The organism is Pseudomonas sp. DE0010, from assembly GCF_007680745.1.
Taxonomy (GTDB): domain Bacteria; phylum Pseudomonadota; class Gammaproteobacteria; order Pseudomonadales; family Pseudomonadaceae; genus Aquipseudomonas; species Aquipseudomonas parafulva_B.
This window is the reverse complement of sequence record NZ_VEJQ01000003.1, coordinates 244045-261315: the sequence shown is the minus strand read 5'-3', so window position 1 is coordinate 261315 and position 17271 is coordinate 244045. Positions and strand designations below refer to the sequence as shown.

Here is a 17271-nt window from a genome sequence, read left to right as displayed (position 1 = left end):
TAAGCGCTGTGAGGCGTTGAGCTAACCAATACTAATTGCCCGTGAGGCTTGACCATATAACACCCAAGCAATTTGCTTCTGCAGATTGCGGTGGTGAAGATGACATGAACCGAAAGTTCGCAACGCATCACAAACATCACATATCCGAATTCGCTGGGCTGTCCAACAGGACATTCTGGCTACAGAATTTCTTGACGACCATAGAGCATTGGAACCACCTGATCCCATCCCGAACTCAGTAGTGAAACGATGCATCGCCGATGGTAGTGTGGGGTTTCCCCATGTGAGAGTAGGTCATCGTCAAGATTCATTTCGCAAAACCCCTATCTGCGCATGCAGGTAGGGGTTTTGTCTTTGGGCTGTGCAAAAATCTTCACATTGCGTGCTCTTCCGCCCTTGCTCAGACGGTTTGACAGCATGATTGCGTGAGGCTAATGAGTCACCTCGTGTACGCTATGCCGCTTCTCGATAGGGCATAAGGACAATCCTCCTCCTCATTCACCTCTTCATTCCTACGACCGAGGCCCAAAAGGTGAAAGCCACTCGCCTGACTCTGATCTGCCATGGACTAACCCTGGCCCAAAAGCGAGGGTATTTCCCTGTGCCGGAAGAGCCACTGCTGTCCGTACCCCACCGCAGCGTACCGCACGGTAAAGTTCAGATCCTGACAGCGCCGGAACAGCGCGCTCAGCAAACCGCCCTGGCCTTGGGCGATGCCACGATTGCGTCAGGATTGGCGGATTGCGATATGGGGCGATGGCGAGGGCTGGCCTTAAAGCGCGTACAAGCCGAGCAGCCGTCGGCCTTGGCCGACTGGCTGGAGAACCCCGCGAGCGAGGTGCATGGAGGGGAGTCTTTTCAAGCGCTCTGCCATCGTCTGAGCGTTTGGCTGAAGGATTTTGAGCTGCCGGGTGAATGGTTCGCTGTCACTCACCCAATGGTCATGCGTGCAGTATTGGTACAGGTGCTGGGCTGCCCAATGGTGGCAGCCCAACGCATCGATGTCCTGCCATTGTCCCGCATCGAATTGAGCTTCAGCGGACAGTGGCGGTTGAGGATCAACTGCCCTCAGAACGCCAGCTTATAGCCAATCAATAGCAGCATCGTGGCCAAGCACGGGCGCAGCACCCGGTCCGATATGCGCCCGGTCAGGTGGCTACCCAGGTAAATACCCGGCAATGAGCCCAGCAGCAGGTAGCCGAGCAATGACCAGTCCATGTTACCCATGCCCGCATGACCCAGCCCAGCCACCAATGTGAGCGGGACGGCGTGGGCTATCTCGGTGCCAACCAGGCGACGTGTAATCAGGAAAGGGTAGAGCAGGAAGAGGGCGACGGTACCCAGTGCGCCAGCGCCGATGGAGGTGAGCGTTACCATGACACCCAATACGACGCCGGTCAGGACAGTCAGGGTATTAAGGCTACGATCGCTCAGATGGTAATGGTCACCGGCGTGGCGGCTAGCGAAGGCCTGCAAACGCGATTTGAACAAGATAGCCAAGGCTGTGAGGATCAATACAACGGCCAAGCCCTGCTTGATGATCGCGTTTACGGCCGTGGTGTCGGTGTGCAGCGTACTGAGGAACCACAGCGTCAGTGCAGCCGCGGGAACGCTGCCCAGGCTGAGGAGCCCCGTGATCTTCCAATCGATGTTCTTGTTACGCGCATGTACCCATACGCCGCTGGCCTTGGTGATCGCCGCATAAAGCAGGTCGGTACCCACTGCCGTTGCTGGGTTGATCCCGAACCACAGCAGGATTGGCGTCATCAGCGAGCCACCGCCTACACCCGTCATGCCAACGATGAACCCTACGACCAATCCTGCAATGGTAAAACCGAAAGAACCTACATCCATACGCTACTCGACTGCCCAGCTTTGCCCGTTATCGGATGCAGCCAGCATATAGATTTTTTTATAGCCAAATAGACTTGTTCGTTATTAGGTTATAACTGGGGGCAGCCCGCATCATGGCACTGCCCCCATACGACGCTAAACAATCAGATCCGGAAACTGCCCACCAGCTGCTTCAACCGGCCGGCTTGCTGGGCCAATTGATCACAATGGCGCAGCGTTTCGTTGAGATTCTCCACACCCTGCTGGTTCAACGCATTGATCTGGGTGATATCCAGGTTGAGGCTTTCCACCACGGCAGTCTGCTCTTCGGTGGCGGTGGCCACCGACTGGTTCATGCCGTCGATTTCGCCGATGCGCTGAGTCACGCTGGCAAGGCGTTCACCAGCCTGGTTGGCTACCTGGACCGTTTGCTCACTGGAAACCTGGCTGGTATTCATCGTATGCACCGCCTCGCGTGAGCCTACCTGCAGGCCGGTAATCATTCGATGGATTTCCTCGGCTGACTCCTGCGTACGGTGGGCAAGATTTCGCACTTCATCAGCCACAACGGCAAAGCCACGGCCGGCCTCGCCAGCGCGAGCGGCTTCGATGGCCGCGTTCAAGGCCAACAAGTTGGTTTGCTGAGAAATGCCCTTGATCACATCCAGAATCTTGCCAATTTCGTCGGTGCTGGCGTTCAGGGTTTCGATTTGTGCACAAGATTCGCTGATGCGCTGCGACAGCGAGGTCATGGCGCTGATCGCTTCCTCCACCACGGCACGTCCATCGTGGGCCTGCTCACTGGCGCCGCTCGCATGCTGGGATGCATCGGCTGCGTTACGCGCGATTTCCTGGGTCGCGGCACCCAGTTCATTGATCGCTGCCGCCACGCTGTTGGTGCGCATGCTTTGTTCTTCAGAACCGTTGATGGAGGCATTGGAAGCGCTGACGACTTTTTCAGACAGGTCGTGGACCAGCCGTGTGGCCGAGGACACCTCGCTGATGGAGGCATGGATACGTTCAACGAAGCGGTTGAAAGAGGTAGCCAACTCACCGAACTCATCCTGATGCTGCACCGCCAGGCGGCGGGTCAGGTCACCTTCGCCTTCGGCGATGTCACGCATGGCGCGTCCCATGGTGGTCAGGGGGCGCATCAGTACAGGAATCAGCAAGCCAAGCAGGCCTGCGATGGCGGCGACCGCGATGAGCATGGCGATCAGCGCCGAAGTACGGAACTGGCTCAGGGCTGCATAAGCCTTGTCCTTGTCGATCGAAAGACCGATGTACCACTTGGCCGAGGGCAGGCCGGCTACTGGCGCAAATGAGATCAAGCGTTCCTGGCCATTGAGCACGACGTCCTGCATACCCGGTGCAACGCGCAGGTTGGTGCCAGGGTAGATGTCCTTGAGGTTTTTCATGACCTGGTCTTTGTCAGGACTGACGATCACCTGGCCATCGCTGTCGGCGAGGAAGGCGTGGCCTATGCCGCCAAAGTCGACACTGTTGATGATTTCGACCAGCGTATCGAGGCTGACGTCGCCGCCCACTACACCCAGCAGCTCGCCGTTGGATCGGCTTTTGACCGGGATGGCTACCGTCACTACCAAACCACCCACAGCCGCTTGATAGGGCGGCGTCAGCAAGGTCTGGCCGGCGTTGGCAGCTGCGCTGTACCAAGGGCGTTTGCGTGGATCATAGTCTGCAGGCATTTGCGCATCCGGGCGCTGCGTGAATACCCCGTTGGCCTGGCCCATGTAGGTGAAGAGGAAGTTGCGCGTATAGGAAGGCTGATCCACCAGGCCAGCGAGGGTGTCCCCCGTTCCGAGCTGGGCAATATCTTGCGCCAGGTTTTCCAGCACGAGAATGCGCCCGCTCATCCAGTTCTGCACGCTGCTGGCGGTCAATGCGCCGGATTGTTCCACCGATGCCTCGATGTTCTGCCGGATCGTATTGCGTTGCAGGTAATCGTTGTACAGCGTGAACAAGGCGAATGCCAATACCACTACGCCGCTGGCGCTGAGCAGAATCTTGTGGCGAAATTTCAGGTTCATGTTTCGAGACCTTGAGCCATTAACGGGAGGGTACAGCGCGGGTGTGGTGAGCTGTCAGCCCTGTCGAAAGGGGTATCGGCGTGACGGGTAAAAGGTTGATACGCTTACGGAAATTTCTCACAGCTTTCGACAAGCGGCGATCACCTCAAGGCCAGCCGCTCGACCAGCATCCTGGCAGCCTTGAGCAGCGGTTGCTGCTTGCGCCAGAACACATGCACCGGGAGTTGCAGCTCGTTGCGCGTGTTCTGGAAGGCCAAACGTTTCAGGCGGCCTGCGTCCAACAGCGGCGCGACCCTGGACAGCGGCAGATCACCCCAGCCCAGGCCTGCCTCGACCATCTGCAAGGCGAGGTCGAAGCTGTCGGTCGTCCAATGCGTGGCACCAATGACCATGCGCGGGTCGGTCAACGGCAGGTCGCGGCTGCGTACCAGGATCTGCCGCACGCCTGTAAGGTCTTCGAGGTTCTGGATTGCACCCGGCCGTGCGGCCGGGTGATGGGGAGCAAGGGTCGCCACCAGAGACTCGACGCCAATCAGCTGAAACCCGCGCTGCGGGTCAACGTGAAGACCTGCAAATGCCACGCACAGGTCGGCCCGACCGCTGTCCAGCAAATCCAGCGCTTGTTCTTGCGGCGCACTCAGTATCGCGACTTCAAGCAATGGATAACGTTTGCCGAGCTCGGCAATGGCCGCTATTAGCAGCTGCTGATCGACGTCCGGCACCACCGCTAGGGTCAGGTTGCTTTCCAGGCCCTCGGAGAGCTCTACGGCATGCACTTGCAGCAAACCCAACTGCTCGGCAATCAGCCGCGCATGGGGCTCAAGCGCAAGGGCTTGGGCTGTGGGTCGAACATCGCGAGCTCCGCGCTGGAACAGGCTGTAGCCCAGCTCGGCCTCCAGGTTGCCGATTGCCATGCTGACCGCCGAGGGCACGCGCTGCAGGCTGCGCGCGGCGGCAGAGAATGAGCCTTTGTCCAGCACGGTGAGAAAAACCTGGATAGTTTCACTGGTGAATGACACACGCTTCTCCTGTCAGTCAGACTGAAAGCTGCTGACTTTTGCTGTCAGATGCAATGACGCACTATACCCGGCCCAAGCCATTTAGATGAGGTCGATGCAGTGCAGGGTTTAAAGCGCAAACTGATTTATGTGACGTTTTACGAGTTGATCGGCCTGTGCATGTCCACCTTGGGTCTGGCCTACCTGTCCGACACCCAGGCTTCTCACACGGGACCGCTCGCGGTGATGATCACCACCATCGCCATGATCTGGAACCTGGTCTACAACACGCTGTTTGAATATTGGGAAAGCCGGCAAGCCACACGAGGGCGCAGCGTGGCTCGGCGCGTAGTGCACGCAGTAGGGTTTCAGCTGACCCTCGTGATCTACCTGATCCCGCTGATCGCGTGGTGGTTGGACATGAGCCTGCTCGATGCGCTGCTGGTGGACATGGCATTCATCGTGCTGGTGCCTTGCTACACCTTTGCCTACAACTGGGCTTTCGACAAAATGTTCGGCCTGCCCAGTTCGGCAATGGCAGCCACTTAAAGCGCCGCTGTCAGCAGGTCTCTGAAATCACCTGGCTCAGTCCAGTCGAAGCTTGGCTTCAAGCCGGTCAAGGTGCTCGTTCATCAGGGCGTGGGCGGACTGTGCATCGCCTCGCTCGAGCGCCTCGATCAGCGCTGCATGTTCTTGCCAGGCGCAATGGTCGCAGCACGGTGACTCGTAGCGCGCAATGATAAGGGACGTCATGGGCACCAACCCATTGAGAAAGCGCGACAAAGGAGCATTGTCAGCCACCTGGGCCAGTTTCAGATGAAACTCACCACCCAGACGTATAGCGGCGCAGCGTTCGCCCTTTTCATGATGCACGCGTTCACGCTCGACCAATTGGCGCAGCTGCTTGAGTTGCCCGGGACGGGCGCGCTCGACGGCCAGGGTTATCAGCGTGGTTTCGGCAAGCCGGCGTGCGCTCAGTACCTGGCGCGCCTGATTGGGATCGGGCGCAACCAGATGAGCCGTATGGCTTGGGCGTTGTACCACTACCTGCTGGTCGCTCAAGCGGCCTAGCACTCGGCGGATGACCGTACGGCTCACGCCGAATGCCTGGCCCAGCGCTTGCTCTGGCAGCAAAGTGCCAGGCGGCAGGCGTTGCTCCAGAATGGCATCGAACAACCGTGGGTAGATCTGTTCGGCGCAAAGCCGGGTCTCACCGGCTGCAAGCAGGTCGGGCAGGTGATGTGCACCCTTCATGATTGCTCTCCTGGATTATGGGTGCCGATGTTCGTCCGGCACATTGAGCGCAATGCCCATGCGCAAACCCTCGGCGAGAATGTGTTGCCGCATCTGCGTGCTGGCCTGTGTGCTATTGCGCTCACGAATCGCCCGCACCACGGCTTCGTTTTCCTTGAGACGGGCAGCCAGGTGCTCGGGTGAATTGCGCAGCATGTCGGCGCTTTGCTTCAGGGCAATGCCCGTTTGCTGCACGACGCTCTGGAAAATGGGGTTGGTGGTCAGGGCAAATAGCGCCTGATGGAATGCAATGTAAGCGTTCATGCCTGCTTCGCTGTCATCGGCCTCAAGGGCTTCACGCATGTCCATCAAGGTCAACCGTAACTGACCGATGTCCTGGCTGTTGGCCGACTGGGCCACCAGTCCGACGATGAAGGGTTCAAGGGTATAGCGCAGTTCAAGCACATCGGCGAGGCTGGCCTGTGCACTGGCAGTGGGCGCCGAAGCCGAGGTAGCTGTATCGGCATCCAGCACCAGCACACCTTTGCCTGGCAAAGCGCGCACCAGCCCAAGGGTCTCGAGCACGATGACCGCCTCACGCAGGCTCGGGCGGCTGATGCCCAATTGTTCGGCCAATTCTCGCTGGCCAGGGAGCATGTCGCCACTGCGCCATTGGCCACGGGCGAGGGCTTGACGCAGCTTTTCCACCACAGCGTTGACGACGGTTGATGAGCTGATCACGTTTCGCTCCTTCAGGGGCCGGCATGCGAGCCGGCCCTTTTCTTTCAGAATTCCTGTTGGTGGGCTGCAGGCTGCTTACGCGGGTTGTGCGCAAAGCCAGGCTTGCCGTCGAGCACGTTCTGAGCGCGCTCCAGGTCGATGTCTTTTTCCCAGCGGGCGATGGCCACGGTGGCAACGCAATTGCCGATCAGGTTGGTCAACGCGCGTCCGATGCCCATGAACCAATCCACAGCCAGTACCAGTACCAGGCCCACCACCGGGATCGCAGGGACTGCAGTCAGTGTCGCGGCAAGAATCACCAGCGCCGAGCCGGGAATCCCATGCGCGCCCTTGGACGTTACCAGTGAAACCAGCAAGATCGTCAGCAGGTCTGTCATCGCCAGGGGCGTACCGGTGGCATTGGCGATGAAGACGATGGCCAAGGTCAGGTAGATGGAGAAACCGTCAAGGTTAAAGGAATAGCCAGTTGGAATCACCAGCCCGACCGTTGAACTGCCGATGCCCAGGTGTTCGAGCTTGCGCATGATCTGCGGCAGCACGGCATCGGAAGAAGCCGTACCCAGGACGATGGTGAGCTCTTCGCGCAAATACTTGATCAGGGGCAGCAATTTCAGCCCCGACAAACGCATGACGGTACCCAGCACGATCAGCACGAACCCTGCGCACGTGAGGTAGAACAACGCCACCAGGCCGCCCAGATGCTGGAGCGACTCCAGGCCGTACTTGCTGGTCGTGAAGGCGATGGCGCCGAACACGCCAATGGGCGCCAGACGCACGATCATGCCCATGATGCGGAAGATCACATGGCTGAGCTCGTTGATCAGCCGCGAAATGCCCGCAGCCGAATCGCCCACCAGGTTGAGCGCGCTGCCGAACAGTACCGAGAACAACAGTACCTGCAGGATGTTGTTGTCAGCAAAGGCACCTACCACCGAGGTGGGGATCAGGTCCATGAAGAACGCTGTGGCGCCATGGATATGCTGACCACGCTCGGCCAGGCTGTTGGCATCAGCGCCGGACAACTGGTCGAGGTGGATGTTGGCGCCGCTACCGATACCACTGGTGAACGCGAACACCAGGCCGATGACCAGAGCCAGCGTAGTAAGCACTTCGAAATAGATGACCGACTTGAGGCCGATGCGACCGACCTTCTTCAGGTCACCGGCACCGGAAATGCCGCTGACCACTACGCAAAAGACGATCAGGCCGATCAGCATCTTGATCAGCTTGATGAAGCCATCGCCGAGGGGTTTGAGCTGCAAGGAAAGGTCGGGGAAACTCAGGCCGCAGGCAACGCCAAGGGCCAGGCCCAGCACGACTTGAAGGAAGATCGAACGCGAGCACCATTTGAGCATGGGAGTGATCTCAGGTCGGTGTCCTTGCTTCGTTGGCCGCACGGGGCGAATGAGCGCAGGACTTAATTATTGTGGTCTTACCGGTTTGTTCAGCGCTTGACCATAAAACGCCTATTTTCAGCGCAGTGCAAGCTTTTTTGGCCTTACCGGTCTGACCAGTCATAGTGCATGCAAACGCTCGATGCTCTGTTGGAGTGCAGTAAGTGTCAGCTCACCCATCAGAGCGCCTAGCGCTCAGGCAACATGCTACAGGCAGCAATAAGCTTGCCATGGTGCGCGGCATTCAACGCCAAAGAGTTTTAGAACCAGGCCACAGGGGGGCATGAGGCTTGCGCAGCCCCGCGGGTTTAGCGCATCTGTATTTACTGGAAACCCAATGGGGCAATGGATTGTTAGCTGACCCATGCACTGCGAATTGTCACGCGTTGGCAGGAGGAGCCGAGATGAGTCTGGCGTTCGATATCAGAGGTGCGCGATTAGCGGTGACTAAACGCAGCGGCAGGGCGGGCAGGCTGGCCAATAATCGAATTCGCCTGAATGAGGATGGGGCGGTAGATAACCGCCCGTCGCTCAAGCAATGACGGCAGGGCCGCCATGCTCGCCTGCCTCAATCGCCGTGAAGCGTTTCGGCCGCATACAAGGTGTTTTCCAACAGGCAGGCGCGGGTCATCGGCCCCACGCCGCCCGGCACCGGAGTGATCCAGCCAGCACGGGGAAGGGCGGTTTCGTAGACGACATCGCCCACTAGCTTGCCATCCTCCTGACGGTTGATACCGACGTCGATGACGATGGCACCTTCCTTGATCCATTCACCCTTGACCAACCCAGGCTTGCCGGCGGCAACGACCACCAGGTCCGCGCGTCCGACATGCCCTGCCAGGTCCTGGGTGAAGCGATGGCACACGGTGATCGTACAGCCGCTGAGCAACAACTCCAGCGCCATTGGCCGGCCAACGATGTTCGAGGCCCCGACGATCACGGCATTCATGCCGTACAGGTCCTGCCCGGTACTCTCGAGCAGGGTCATGATGCCCTTGGGTGTGCAGGGGCGCAGCAGCGGGATGCGCTGTGCAAGGCGACCTACGTTGTAGGGATGGAAGCCGTCCACATCCTTGTCCGGGCGGATGCGCTCGAGCAGCAACGACGCGTCGAGGTGCGCAGGCAGCGGCAGTTGGAGCAGGATGCCGTCAATGGACGGGTCATCATTGAGGCGATCGATCAGTTCAGTAAGCGCTTCTTGCGTGGTGTGGCTGGGCAGGTCGAAGGCCTGCGACAGGAAGCCTACTTCTTCGCAATCCTTGCGCTTGTGCGAGACGTAGACCTGGGAGGCAGGGTCGGTGCCTACCAGAATCACTGCCAGGCCCGGCGTGCGCAGGCCCTCCTGGCGCCGCTGCGCGACACGTTGAGCGATTTGCTGGCGCAGCTTGGCGGCAATCGCCTTGCCATCGATTAGTTGTGCAGTCATAGACGCGTGATTAACCATCGGAAGGAAAACAATAAAGAACGCGTATTCTCGCACGACATGGCCGGAGGGCAAAGGCGGGCGGTCGGGCAAATGCCCTAACCCCTTCAATAATTTAAATTTTTTTTAGAAAGTTGTTGACGACCCCAGGGGTCGGCTATAAGATTCGCCGCACTTGTCGGGCACAGCCTAGCACTGGTTGGCGAAGTCGGGCAGAATGAGTCGTTTGGCAGTGAGCTGTCAGTGCCTTGTTCGGTTAGGCTTCAAGCTTAAGCGCCCGTAGCTCAGCTGGATAGAGCATCCGCCTTCTAAGCGGATGGTCGCAGGTTCGAGTCCTGCCGGGTGCGCCACTTAGGCAGCTTTGGCAAGCAAGGTGTTTGAACGCGTTATGGTGGGCGTAGCTCAGTTGGTAGAGCGCTGGATTGTGATTCCAGTTGTCGTGGGTTCGATTCCCATCGTCCACCCCATATTCTTCGAAGGCGCCGCGCGGTAACTGGCGCCTTTGTTTTAAGCGTTACGCGGACGTGGTGAAATTGGTAGACACACTGGATTTAGGTTCCAGCGGCGCAAGCTGTAAGAGTTCGAGTCTCTTCGTCCGCACCATGCTTCAGTAAGGCAGTACCGTTACACCGCAATATGGTGGGCGTAGCTCAGTTGGTAGAGCGCTGGATTGTGATTCCAGTTGTCGTGGGTTCGATTCCCATCGTCCACCCCATCTTTAATACGAAAGGCGCCTTGATCGCGAGATCGGGCGCCTTTTGTTTTTTGGTGCGCCCCGATCCTCAATGGGTGCACGACGCGGCCGATCCTGTGGTGGTCAGCGCGGGCGATCCATGCGCTCGACTCGCGCTCCCCAGGCGCCGGCTCGGCAGCGCTGCTGGCCATGCCTGTCACGCGAGCCGCTGACCTGAAGCGTGGAGCCAGTATTTATTGCAGGTCGCCCTTGCAATCCGCTGGTTTCGTCCCAATAAAAGCTGATAGATTTCAGCCGGTTGAAACCCGGTGAAGCGGGAAGTACCAGGACATAGCCAATGATCGCAAAAGAAGCCCGCCAGGCTGCCGCGCTGCAGCGTTTCGCCGAAGCGAACCCTCACTTGCTCGAAGAGATCCGCGCGCTGGATGCCCGTGAGCAGGCGCAGCAAATTCAGTGGGCGTTCGAGGATGCCGCTGAACAGCAAGGTATCCAGCCCTGGGAGCTCGCACTTGAGCTGATCGCCGAAACCCCGGAGCAATTGCGGGTCATGCGCCTTGAGACCCACCGGGAGGTGGCCGATGCGCTGGGGTTGTCCTGGGAGGAGTACTGCGAGTTCAACGAGATAGAGCCCGAATAAGGGGCGTGCAGTTCAAGGTGTATTTGTTGAGCAAGATGTTGCGGCAAGTGATCGTTGCAATGTCTGGCCAGGCTTCTTGGAATCAGGTCGCGCGGTTCGCCGTGCGGCCCTTGAAAGTTAATCGACCGGCGTTGTTTCAGGTCGTCCCGAGTGGGGTGACTTCTGCTGCGCGACTCACTAGAATGCTTGCCCTTGATTCTGGAGTCGGGCTAACGCCGGCTAACGTCTGTGCAACGAGGAATATCCATGCAAGTTTCTGTTGAAAACACTTCCGCTCTCGAGCGCCGCATGACCATCGCCGTTCCGGCTGAGCGCGTCGAGAACGAAGTCAACAAGCGTCTGCAGCAGACTGCCAAGCGCGCCAAGGTTGCCGGCTTCCGCCCCGGCAAGGTGCCCATGAGCGTGATCCGTCAGCGCTTCGAGGCCGATGCCCGCCAGGAAGCCTTCGGTGATCTGGTTCAGGCTTCCTTCTACGAAGCCATTGTCGAGCAAAAACTCAACCCTGCCGGCGCGCCGTCCGTAGAACCCAAGTCGTTCGAAAAAGGCAAGGACCTGGAATTCGTCGCGGTCTTCGAAGTATTCCCGGAGTTCACCGTTGCCGGCCTTGAGTCGATCAACGTCGAGCGCCTGAGCGCCGAAGTCGCCGATTCCGATCTGGACAAAATGCTGGAAGTGCTGCGCAAGCAGAACACGCGCTTCGAAGCCGTCGAGCGCGCCGCGCAAACCGATGATCAGCTCAACATCGACTTCGTTGGCAAGGTTGACGGTGAAACGTTCGCCGGTGGCTCGGCCAAAGGTACCCAGTTGGTACTGGGCTCCGGCCGCATGATCCCAGGCTTCGAAGACGGCCTGGTCGGCGCCAAGGCTGGCGAAGAGCGCGTCGTCAACGTGACCTTCCCAGAGGACTACCAGAACCTGGACCTGGCCGGCAAGGCCGCCGAGTTCACCATTACCGTCAACAGCGTGTCGGCCCCTGTGCTGCCTGAGCTGAACGAAGCGTTCTTCGCCCAGTTCGGTATCAAGGAATCGACCCTGGAAGGCTTCCGCGCCGAAGTTCGCAAGAACATGGAGCGTGAGCTGCGCCAGGCCATCAAGACCAAGGTCAAGAACCAGGTCATGGACGGTCTGCTGGCTGCCAATCCGATCGAAGCGCCAAAGGCTTTGCTGGAAAACGAAGTCAATCGTCTGCGCGTGCAGGCTGTTCAGCAGTTCGGTGGCAACATCAAGCCTGAGCAACTGCCGGCCGAGCTGTTCGAAGAGCAAGCCAAGCGCCGTGTTGCGCTGGGCCTGATCGTGGCAGAAGTGGTCAAGCAGTACGACCTCAAGCCAGACGATGCCAAGGTTCGCGAGATGATCGAGGAGATGGCTTCGGCCTACCAGGAGCCTGAGCAAGTCATCGCCTGGTACTACAAGAACGACCAGCAGATGAACGAAGTGCGTTCGGTTGTGCTTGAAGAACAAGTTGTGGATACTGTTCTGCAGAAAGCGACTGTGACTGACAAGTCGGTCTCGTATGAAGAGGCCGTCAAGCCAGCTCAGGCACCTGACGAAGCCGAGTAAGCGGTCTTTTCGCAGGAAGCCCCCACAAGCCAGCCTTCGCGCTGGCTTGTGTGTATTCAAGCCATGACTATTTGGGAGTGAGCGCAGGACATGTCCCGCAATTCTTTTATTCAGCAGAGCTCTGACATCCAGGCTGCAGGCGGCCTGGTCCCTATGGTTATCGAGCAGTCCGCCCGTGGCGAACGCGCCTACGACATCTACTCGCGCCTCCTGAAGGAGCGCGTGATCTTCCTGGTTGGCCCGGTCGAAGACTACATGGCCAATCTCGTCGTCGCACAGATGCTGTTCCTTGAGGCGGAAAACCCGGACAAGGATATCCATCTGTACATCAACTCGCCGGGTGGGTCCGTAACCGCCGGCATGTCGATCTACGACACCATGCAGTTCATCAAGCCGGACGTATCGACCATCTGCATCGGCCAGGCCTGCAGCATGGGTGCGTTCCTGCTCGCCGCCGGTGCCAAGGGCAAGCGTCACTGCCTGCCGAACTCGCGCGTGATGATTCACCAGCCCTTGGGCGGGTTCCAGGGCCAGGCTACCGATATCGAAATCCATGCCCAGGAAATCCTGAACATCAAGGCGCGCCTGAACGAGCTTCTGGCCTACCACACCGGTCAGGATCTGGAGACCATCAAGCGCGACACCGAGCGTGACAACTTCATGAGCGCCTCGCGCGCAGCCGAGTACGGCCTGATCGACTCGGTATACGACAAGCGGCAACTGGCTTCCTGAAGCGGGAGGCCAGGGCAGGTAGGCGCATGATGCGCCTGCCTGCGGACTTGAAAAAGCCCGCAATTGCCTTCATCTTGTGTTGCAAGCCTACCGGATTGGATCGATCGAATGACTGACACCCGTAACGGCGAGGACAGCGGCAAATTGCTTTATTGCTCCTTCTGCGGCAAAAGCCAGCACGAAGTGCGCAAACTGATTGCCGGGCCCTCGGTATTTATCTGCGACGAGTGCGTCGACCTGTGCAATGACATCATCCGCGAGGAGGTGCAGGAAGCTCAGGCCGAAAGCAGCGCGCACAAATTGCCTTCGCCGAAAGAAATCAGCGGTATCCTCGACCAGTACGTCATTGGTCAGGAACGCGCGAAAAAGGTGCTTGCCGTGGCGGTTTACAACCACTACAAGCGCTTGAACCAGCGTGACAAGAAGGGTGACGATGTCGAGCTGGGCAAGAGCAACATCCTGCTCATCGGCCCGACGGGCTCGGGTAAGACCTTGCTCGCCGAAACCCTGGCGCGCTTGTTGAACGTACCGTTCACAATCGCGGACGCCACCACCCTGACCGAAGCTGGTTATGTGGGTGAGGACGTCGAGAACATCATTCAGAAACTGCTGCAGAAGTGCGACTACGATGTGGAAAAGGCCCAGATGGGTATTGTCTACATCGACGAAATCGACAAGATTTCGCGCAAGTCGGATAACCCGTCCATCACCCGTGATGTTTCGGGTGAAGGTGTGCAGCAAGCCTTGCTCAAGCTCATCGAGGGCACCGTTGCCTCCGTACCTCCACAGGGCGGTCGCAAGCACCCGCAACAGGAATTCTTGCAGGTTGATACCCGCAACATCCTGTTCATCTGCGGTGGTGCGTTCTCCGGCCTTGAAAAGGTCATTCAGAACCGCTCCACCAAAGGTGGTATGGGCTTTGGTGCTGAAGTGCGCAGCAAGGAGGAGGGCAAGAAAGTCGGCGAATCTCTGCGTGAGGTCGAGCCTGACGATTTGGTCAAGTTTGGCCTGATCCCCGAGTTCGTGGGGCGCTTGCCCGTATTGGCAACGCTTGATGAGCTGGACGAAGCAGCGCTTATCCAGATCTTGACCGAACCCAAGAACGCGCTGACCAAGCAGTATGCCAAGCTGTTCGAGATGGAAAGCGTCGACCTCGAGTTCCGCAGCGATGCGCTCAAGGCCGTTGCTCGCAAAGCTTTGGAGCGCAAGACTGGCGCCCGTGGCCTGCGTTCCATCCTGGAAGGGGTGCTGCTCGACACCATGTACGAGATTCCTTCCGCGAAGGAAGTCAGCAAGGTGGTGATCGATGAAAGCGTCATCGAGGGTACCTCGCAGCCGCTGATGATCTACGAGAACAGCGAGCCGCAAGCCAAGGCTGCACCTGACGCCTGATTATGGGGCAGGTCGCCTGACCGCGTAGCACAGAGGGGGCCTTGGGCCCCCTTTTTGCTTTTCCTGCGCCAGCGCTTGTAATTTCGCGGGTGTACCCCCACATTAGGTCCAAACATCAATTCCACGGTTTCCGGCCACTAAGGCCGCTGTAGAGGCGAAATCATGAAGACCACCCTCGACTTGCCTCTTTTGCCATTGCGCGACGTCGTTGTTTACCCGCACATGGTCATCCCGCTGTTTGTGGGGCGTGAGAAATCCATCGAGGCCCTCGAAGCCGCGATGACGGGCGAAAAGCAGATTCTCCTGCTCGCCCAGAAAAACCCGGCTGATGACGATCCGGGCGAAGACGCGCTATACCGCGTTGGTACCGTAGCCACCGTGCTCCAGCTGCTGAAACTGCCTGACGGTACCGTCAAAGTGCTGGTCGAAGGCGAGCAGCGGGGCACTGTCGAGCGCTTCAGTGAAGTCCACGGCCATGTGCGCGCTGAAGTGTCTCTGATCGACGAGACCGAGGCTGTCGAGCGCGAATCGGAAGTCTTCGTGCGCACACTGCTTTCGCAGTTCGAGCAGTACGTGCAACTGGGCAAGAAAGTGCCTGCCGAAGTGATGTCCTCGCTCAATAGCATCGATGAGCCCGGGCGCCTGGTCGACACCATGGCTGCCCACATGGCCCTGAAGATCGAGCAGAAACAGGAAATTCTGGAAATCGTCGACCTGCCAACGCGGGTCGAGCATGTCCTGGCATTGCTCGATGCCGAGATCGACCTGCTGCAGGTCGAAAAGCGCATCCGCGGCCGGGTGAAAAAGCAGATGGAGCGCAGCCAACGCGAGTACTACCTGAATGAGCAGATGAAGGCCATTCAGAAAGAGCTTGGCGATGGTGATGAGGGTCACAACGAGCTCGAGGAGCTGAAAAAGCGTATCGAAGCCGCTGGCCTGCCCAAGGACGCCATGACCAAGGCCCAGGCAGAGCTGAACAAGCTCAAGCAGATGTCGCCGATGTCGGCTGAGGCCACCGTGGTGCGGTCCTACCTGGACTGGCTGGTTCAGGTGCCTTGGAAAGCGCAGAGCAAAGTGCGCCTGGACCTTGCCAAGGCCGAAGACATTCTCGATGCAGACCACTATGGTCTGGAAGAGGTCAAGGACCGTATTCTCGAGTACCTTGCCGTGCAAAAGCGCGTCAAGAAAATCCGTGGTCCGGTGCTGTGCCTGGTTGGTCCACCTGGCGTGGGCAAGACGTCCCTGGCCGAATCCATCGCCGCTGCGACCAACCGCAAATTCGTGCGCATGGCCTTGGGCGGGGTACGGGATGAAGCTGAAATCCGTGGCCATCGCCGGACCTACATCGGCTCCATGCCCGGGCGGCTGATTCAGAAGATGACCAAAGTGGGCGTGCGTAACCCGCTGTTCCTGCTCGATGAAATCGACAAAATGGGCAGCGACATGCGCGGCGACCCGGCCTCGGCACTGCTGGAGGTGCTGGACCCCGAGCAGAACCACAACTTCAACGATCACTACCTGGAGGTCGATTACGACCTGTCGGACGTGATGTTCCTGTGCACCTCCAACTCGATGAATATCCCGCCAGCATTGCTGGACCGGATGGAGATCATTCGTCTGCCGGGTTACACCGAAGATGAAAAAATCAACATCGCAGTCAAATACCTGGTGCCCAAGCAGGTCAAGGCAAACGGCCTGAAAAAAGAAGAGCTGGAGATCGATGTCTCGGCCATCCGCGACATCATTCGTTACTACACGCGCGAGGCGGGTGTGCGCGGTCTTGAACGTCAGATTGCCAAGGTCTGCCGTAAGGTCGTCAAGGAACACGCAGGACAGAAGCAGGTCAAGGTCAAGGTCACCGGCGAGCAGCTCGAACACCTGCTGGGCGTGCGCAAGTTCCGCTACGGCCTTGCCGAGCAGCAGGACCAGATCGGCCAGGTGACGGGTCTGGCGTGGACGCAAGTGGGGGGCGAGTTGCTCACCATCGAGTCCGTGGTCATTCCTGGCAAAGGTCAGTTGATCAAAACCGGCTCGCTCGGTGACGTCATGGTCGAGTCGATTACGGCTGCGCAGACAGTGGTGCGTAGCCGCGCCCGCAGCCTGGGGATCGCAGCCGACTTCCATGAAAAGCACGACGTTCACATTCATATGCCCGAAGGCGCCACCCCCAAGGATGGCCCGAGTGCAGGTATCGGCATGTGCACCGCGCTGGTGTCGGCCCTGACTCAAATACCCGTGCGTGCGGATGTGGCGATGACAGGCGAAATCACGTTGCGTGGCCAGGTTCTGGCCATTGGCGGGCTCAAGGAAAAACTGCTGGCCGCTCACCGGGGCGGCATCAAGACGGTGATCATTCCTGAGGAGAACGTACGCGACCTCAAGGAAATTCCAGAAAATATTAAACAGGATCTGCAGATCAAACCGGTCAAATGGATTGACGAAGTCCTGCAAATTGCGCTGCAATACGCCCCGGAGCCCTTGCCAGATGTGGCTTCCGACATTGTCGCGAAGGACGATAAGCGCGACACTGATGCAAAGGAAAGAATTAGCACGCACTAGCAGTTTTAGCCTGGGGGGCTTTCT

At 58.7% G+C, this 17271-nt stretch carries 15 protein-coding genes, 4 tRNA genes, 1 rRNA gene and 1 pseudogene; 13 read left to right on the top strand and 8 right to left on the bottom strand.

The genetic code is table 11. The annotated features are described in order from the left end of the window. Nucleotides 1–190: 190 nt before the first annotated feature. Together rrf and FS767_RS04145 are read left to right on the top strand one after the other, a co-directional pair. A 5S ribosomal RNA gene (gene rrf, locus FS767_RS04150) occupies nt 191–306 on the top strand. Between the two features lie 226 nt (nt 307–532). Further along, on the top strand, nt 533–1087 hold the full coding sequence (locus FS767_RS04145) for a histidine phosphatase family protein (RefSeq protein WP_144964292.1): 555 nt from the start codon (nt 533–535) through the stop codon (nt 1085–1087). Here FS767_RS04145 and FS767_RS04140 read toward each other — a convergent pair. The 4 genes and pseudogenes from FS767_RS04140 to FS767_RS04130 all read right to left on the bottom strand — a co-directional run bounded on the left by FS767_RS04140 (nt 1069) and on the right by FS767_RS04130 (nt 4903). Next, the gene (locus FS767_RS04140) at nt 1069–1854 is read right to left on the bottom strand and encodes a sulfite exporter TauE/SafE family protein (protein WP_144964291.1); all 786 of its coding nucleotides are present in this window, start codon (nt 1852–1854) and stop codon (nt 1069–1071) included. The genes FS767_RS04145 and FS767_RS04140 overlap by 19 nt on opposite strands. A gap of 143 nt (nt 1855–1997) precedes the next feature. Beyond that, nucleotides 1998–2738 carry a methyl-accepting chemotaxis protein gene (locus FS767_RS23385; protein WP_371259668.1) on the bottom strand — a complete coding sequence of 247 codons (741 nt, stop codon included), beginning with the start codon at nt 2736–2738 and terminating at the stop codon, nt 1998–2000. Nucleotides 2739–2852: 114 nt separating this feature from the next. Beyond that, nucleotides 2853–3884 (bottom strand): annotated as a pseudogene (locus FS767_RS23380) (cache domain-containing protein); the annotation flags it as partial. 140 nt (nt 3885–4024) lie between these two features. Next, the gene (locus FS767_RS04130; protein WP_144964287.1) at nt 4025–4903 is read right to left on the bottom strand and encodes a LysR family transcriptional regulator; all 879 of its coding nucleotides are present in this window, start codon (nt 4901–4903) and stop codon (nt 4025–4027) included. A gap of 99 nt (nt 4904–5002) precedes the next feature. Between FS767_RS04130 and FS767_RS04125 the strand changes: the two genes are divergently transcribed. After that, the gene (locus FS767_RS04125) at nt 5003–5431 is read left to right on the top strand and encodes a PACE efflux transporter (protein ID WP_144964286.1); all 429 of its coding nucleotides are present in this window, start codon (nt 5003–5005) and stop codon (nt 5429–5431) included. A gap of 36 nt (nt 5432–5467) precedes the next feature. Here the strand turns inward: FS767_RS04125 and FS767_RS04120 are convergent, their stop codons facing one another. Genes FS767_RS04120 through FS767_RS04110 form a run of 3 tightly spaced genes read right to left on the bottom strand, consistent with a single transcriptional unit; the run spans nt 5468 to nt 8211 of the window. Beyond that, nucleotides 5468–6136, bottom strand: coding sequence for a GntR family transcriptional regulator (locus FS767_RS04120; RefSeq protein WP_144964285.1), 669 nt, complete (start codon nt 6134–6136; stop codon nt 5468–5470). Nucleotides 6137–6151: 15 nt separating this feature from the next. After that, nucleotides 6152–6856 carry a FadR/GntR family transcriptional regulator gene (locus FS767_RS04115; RefSeq protein ID WP_058637419.1) on the bottom strand — a complete coding sequence of 235 codons (705 nt, stop codon included), beginning with the start codon at nt 6854–6856 and terminating at the stop codon, nt 6152–6154. A 44-nt stretch (nt 6857–6900) separates the two neighbouring features. Then, the gene (locus FS767_RS04110) at nt 6901–8211 is read right to left on the bottom strand and encodes a C4-dicarboxylate transporter DctA (RefSeq protein WP_058603776.1); all 1311 of its coding nucleotides are present in this window, start codon (nt 8209–8211) and stop codon (nt 6901–6903) included. A gap of 443 nt (nt 8212–8654) precedes the next feature. Here FS767_RS04110 and FS767_RS22805 point away from each other — a divergent pair, with 443 nt between their 5' ends. Continuing rightward, the gene (locus tag FS767_RS22805) at nt 8655–8792 is read left to right on the top strand and encodes a hypothetical protein (RefSeq protein WP_178102710.1); all 138 of its coding nucleotides are present in this window, start codon (nt 8655–8657) and stop codon (nt 8790–8792) included. A 26-nt stretch (nt 8793–8818) separates the two neighbouring features. Here the strand turns inward: FS767_RS22805 and folD are convergent, their stop codons facing one another. Further along, on the bottom strand, nt 8819–9676 hold the full coding sequence (folD, locus tag FS767_RS04105; RefSeq protein WP_027914581.1) for a bifunctional methylenetetrahydrofolate dehydrogenase/methenyltetrahydrofolate cyclohydrolase FolD: 858 nt from the start codon (nt 9674–9676) through the stop codon (nt 8819–8821). A gap of 270 nt (nt 9677–9946) precedes the next feature. Between folD and FS767_RS04100 the strand changes: the two genes are divergently transcribed. The 9 genes from FS767_RS04100 (at nt 9947) to lon (ending at nt 17247) form a co-directional block, all read left to right on the top strand. Continuing rightward, nucleotides 9947–10023, top strand: a tRNA-Arg gene (locus tag FS767_RS04100). 41 nt (nt 10024–10064) lie between these two features. Then, nucleotides 10065–10140: transfer RNA gene (locus FS767_RS04095), tRNA-His, on the top strand. 51 nt (nt 10141–10191) lie between these two features. Beyond that, nucleotides 10192–10276 (top strand) — tRNA-Leu (locus FS767_RS04090). A gap of 36 nt (nt 10277–10312) precedes the next feature. Continuing rightward, nucleotides 10313–10388 (top strand) — tRNA-His (locus tag FS767_RS04085). Nucleotides 10389–10704: 316 nt separating this feature from the next. Then, nucleotides 10705–11004, top strand: coding sequence for a DUF6388 family protein (locus tag FS767_RS04080; RefSeq protein ID WP_144964284.1), 300 nt, complete (start codon nt 10705–10707; stop codon nt 11002–11004). Nucleotides 11005–11250: 246 nt separating this feature from the next. Beyond that, entirely contained in the window at nt 11251–12564 is a 1314-nt protein-coding gene (gene tig, locus FS767_RS04075) for a trigger factor (RefSeq protein ID WP_144964283.1), read from the top strand. Nucleotides 12565–12654: 90 nt separating this feature from the next. Beyond that, on the top strand, nt 12655–13296 hold the full coding sequence (gene clpP, locus FS767_RS04070; RefSeq protein WP_023536171.1) for an ATP-dependent Clp endopeptidase proteolytic subunit ClpP: 642 nt from the start codon (nt 12655–12657) through the stop codon (nt 13294–13296). Nucleotides 13297–13404: 108 nt separating this feature from the next. Continuing rightward, nucleotides 13405–14688, top strand: coding sequence for an ATP-dependent Clp protease ATP-binding subunit ClpX (clpX, locus tag FS767_RS04065; RefSeq protein ID WP_023536000.1), 1284 nt, complete (start codon nt 13405–13407; stop codon nt 14686–14688). A gap of 162 nt (nt 14689–14850) precedes the next feature. Beyond that, nucleotides 14851–17247 carry an endopeptidase La gene (lon, locus tag FS767_RS04060; protein WP_144964282.1) on the top strand — a complete coding sequence of 799 codons (2397 nt, stop codon included), beginning with the start codon at nt 14851–14853 and terminating at the stop codon, nt 17245–17247. Nucleotides 17248–17271 lie beyond the last annotated feature (24 nt).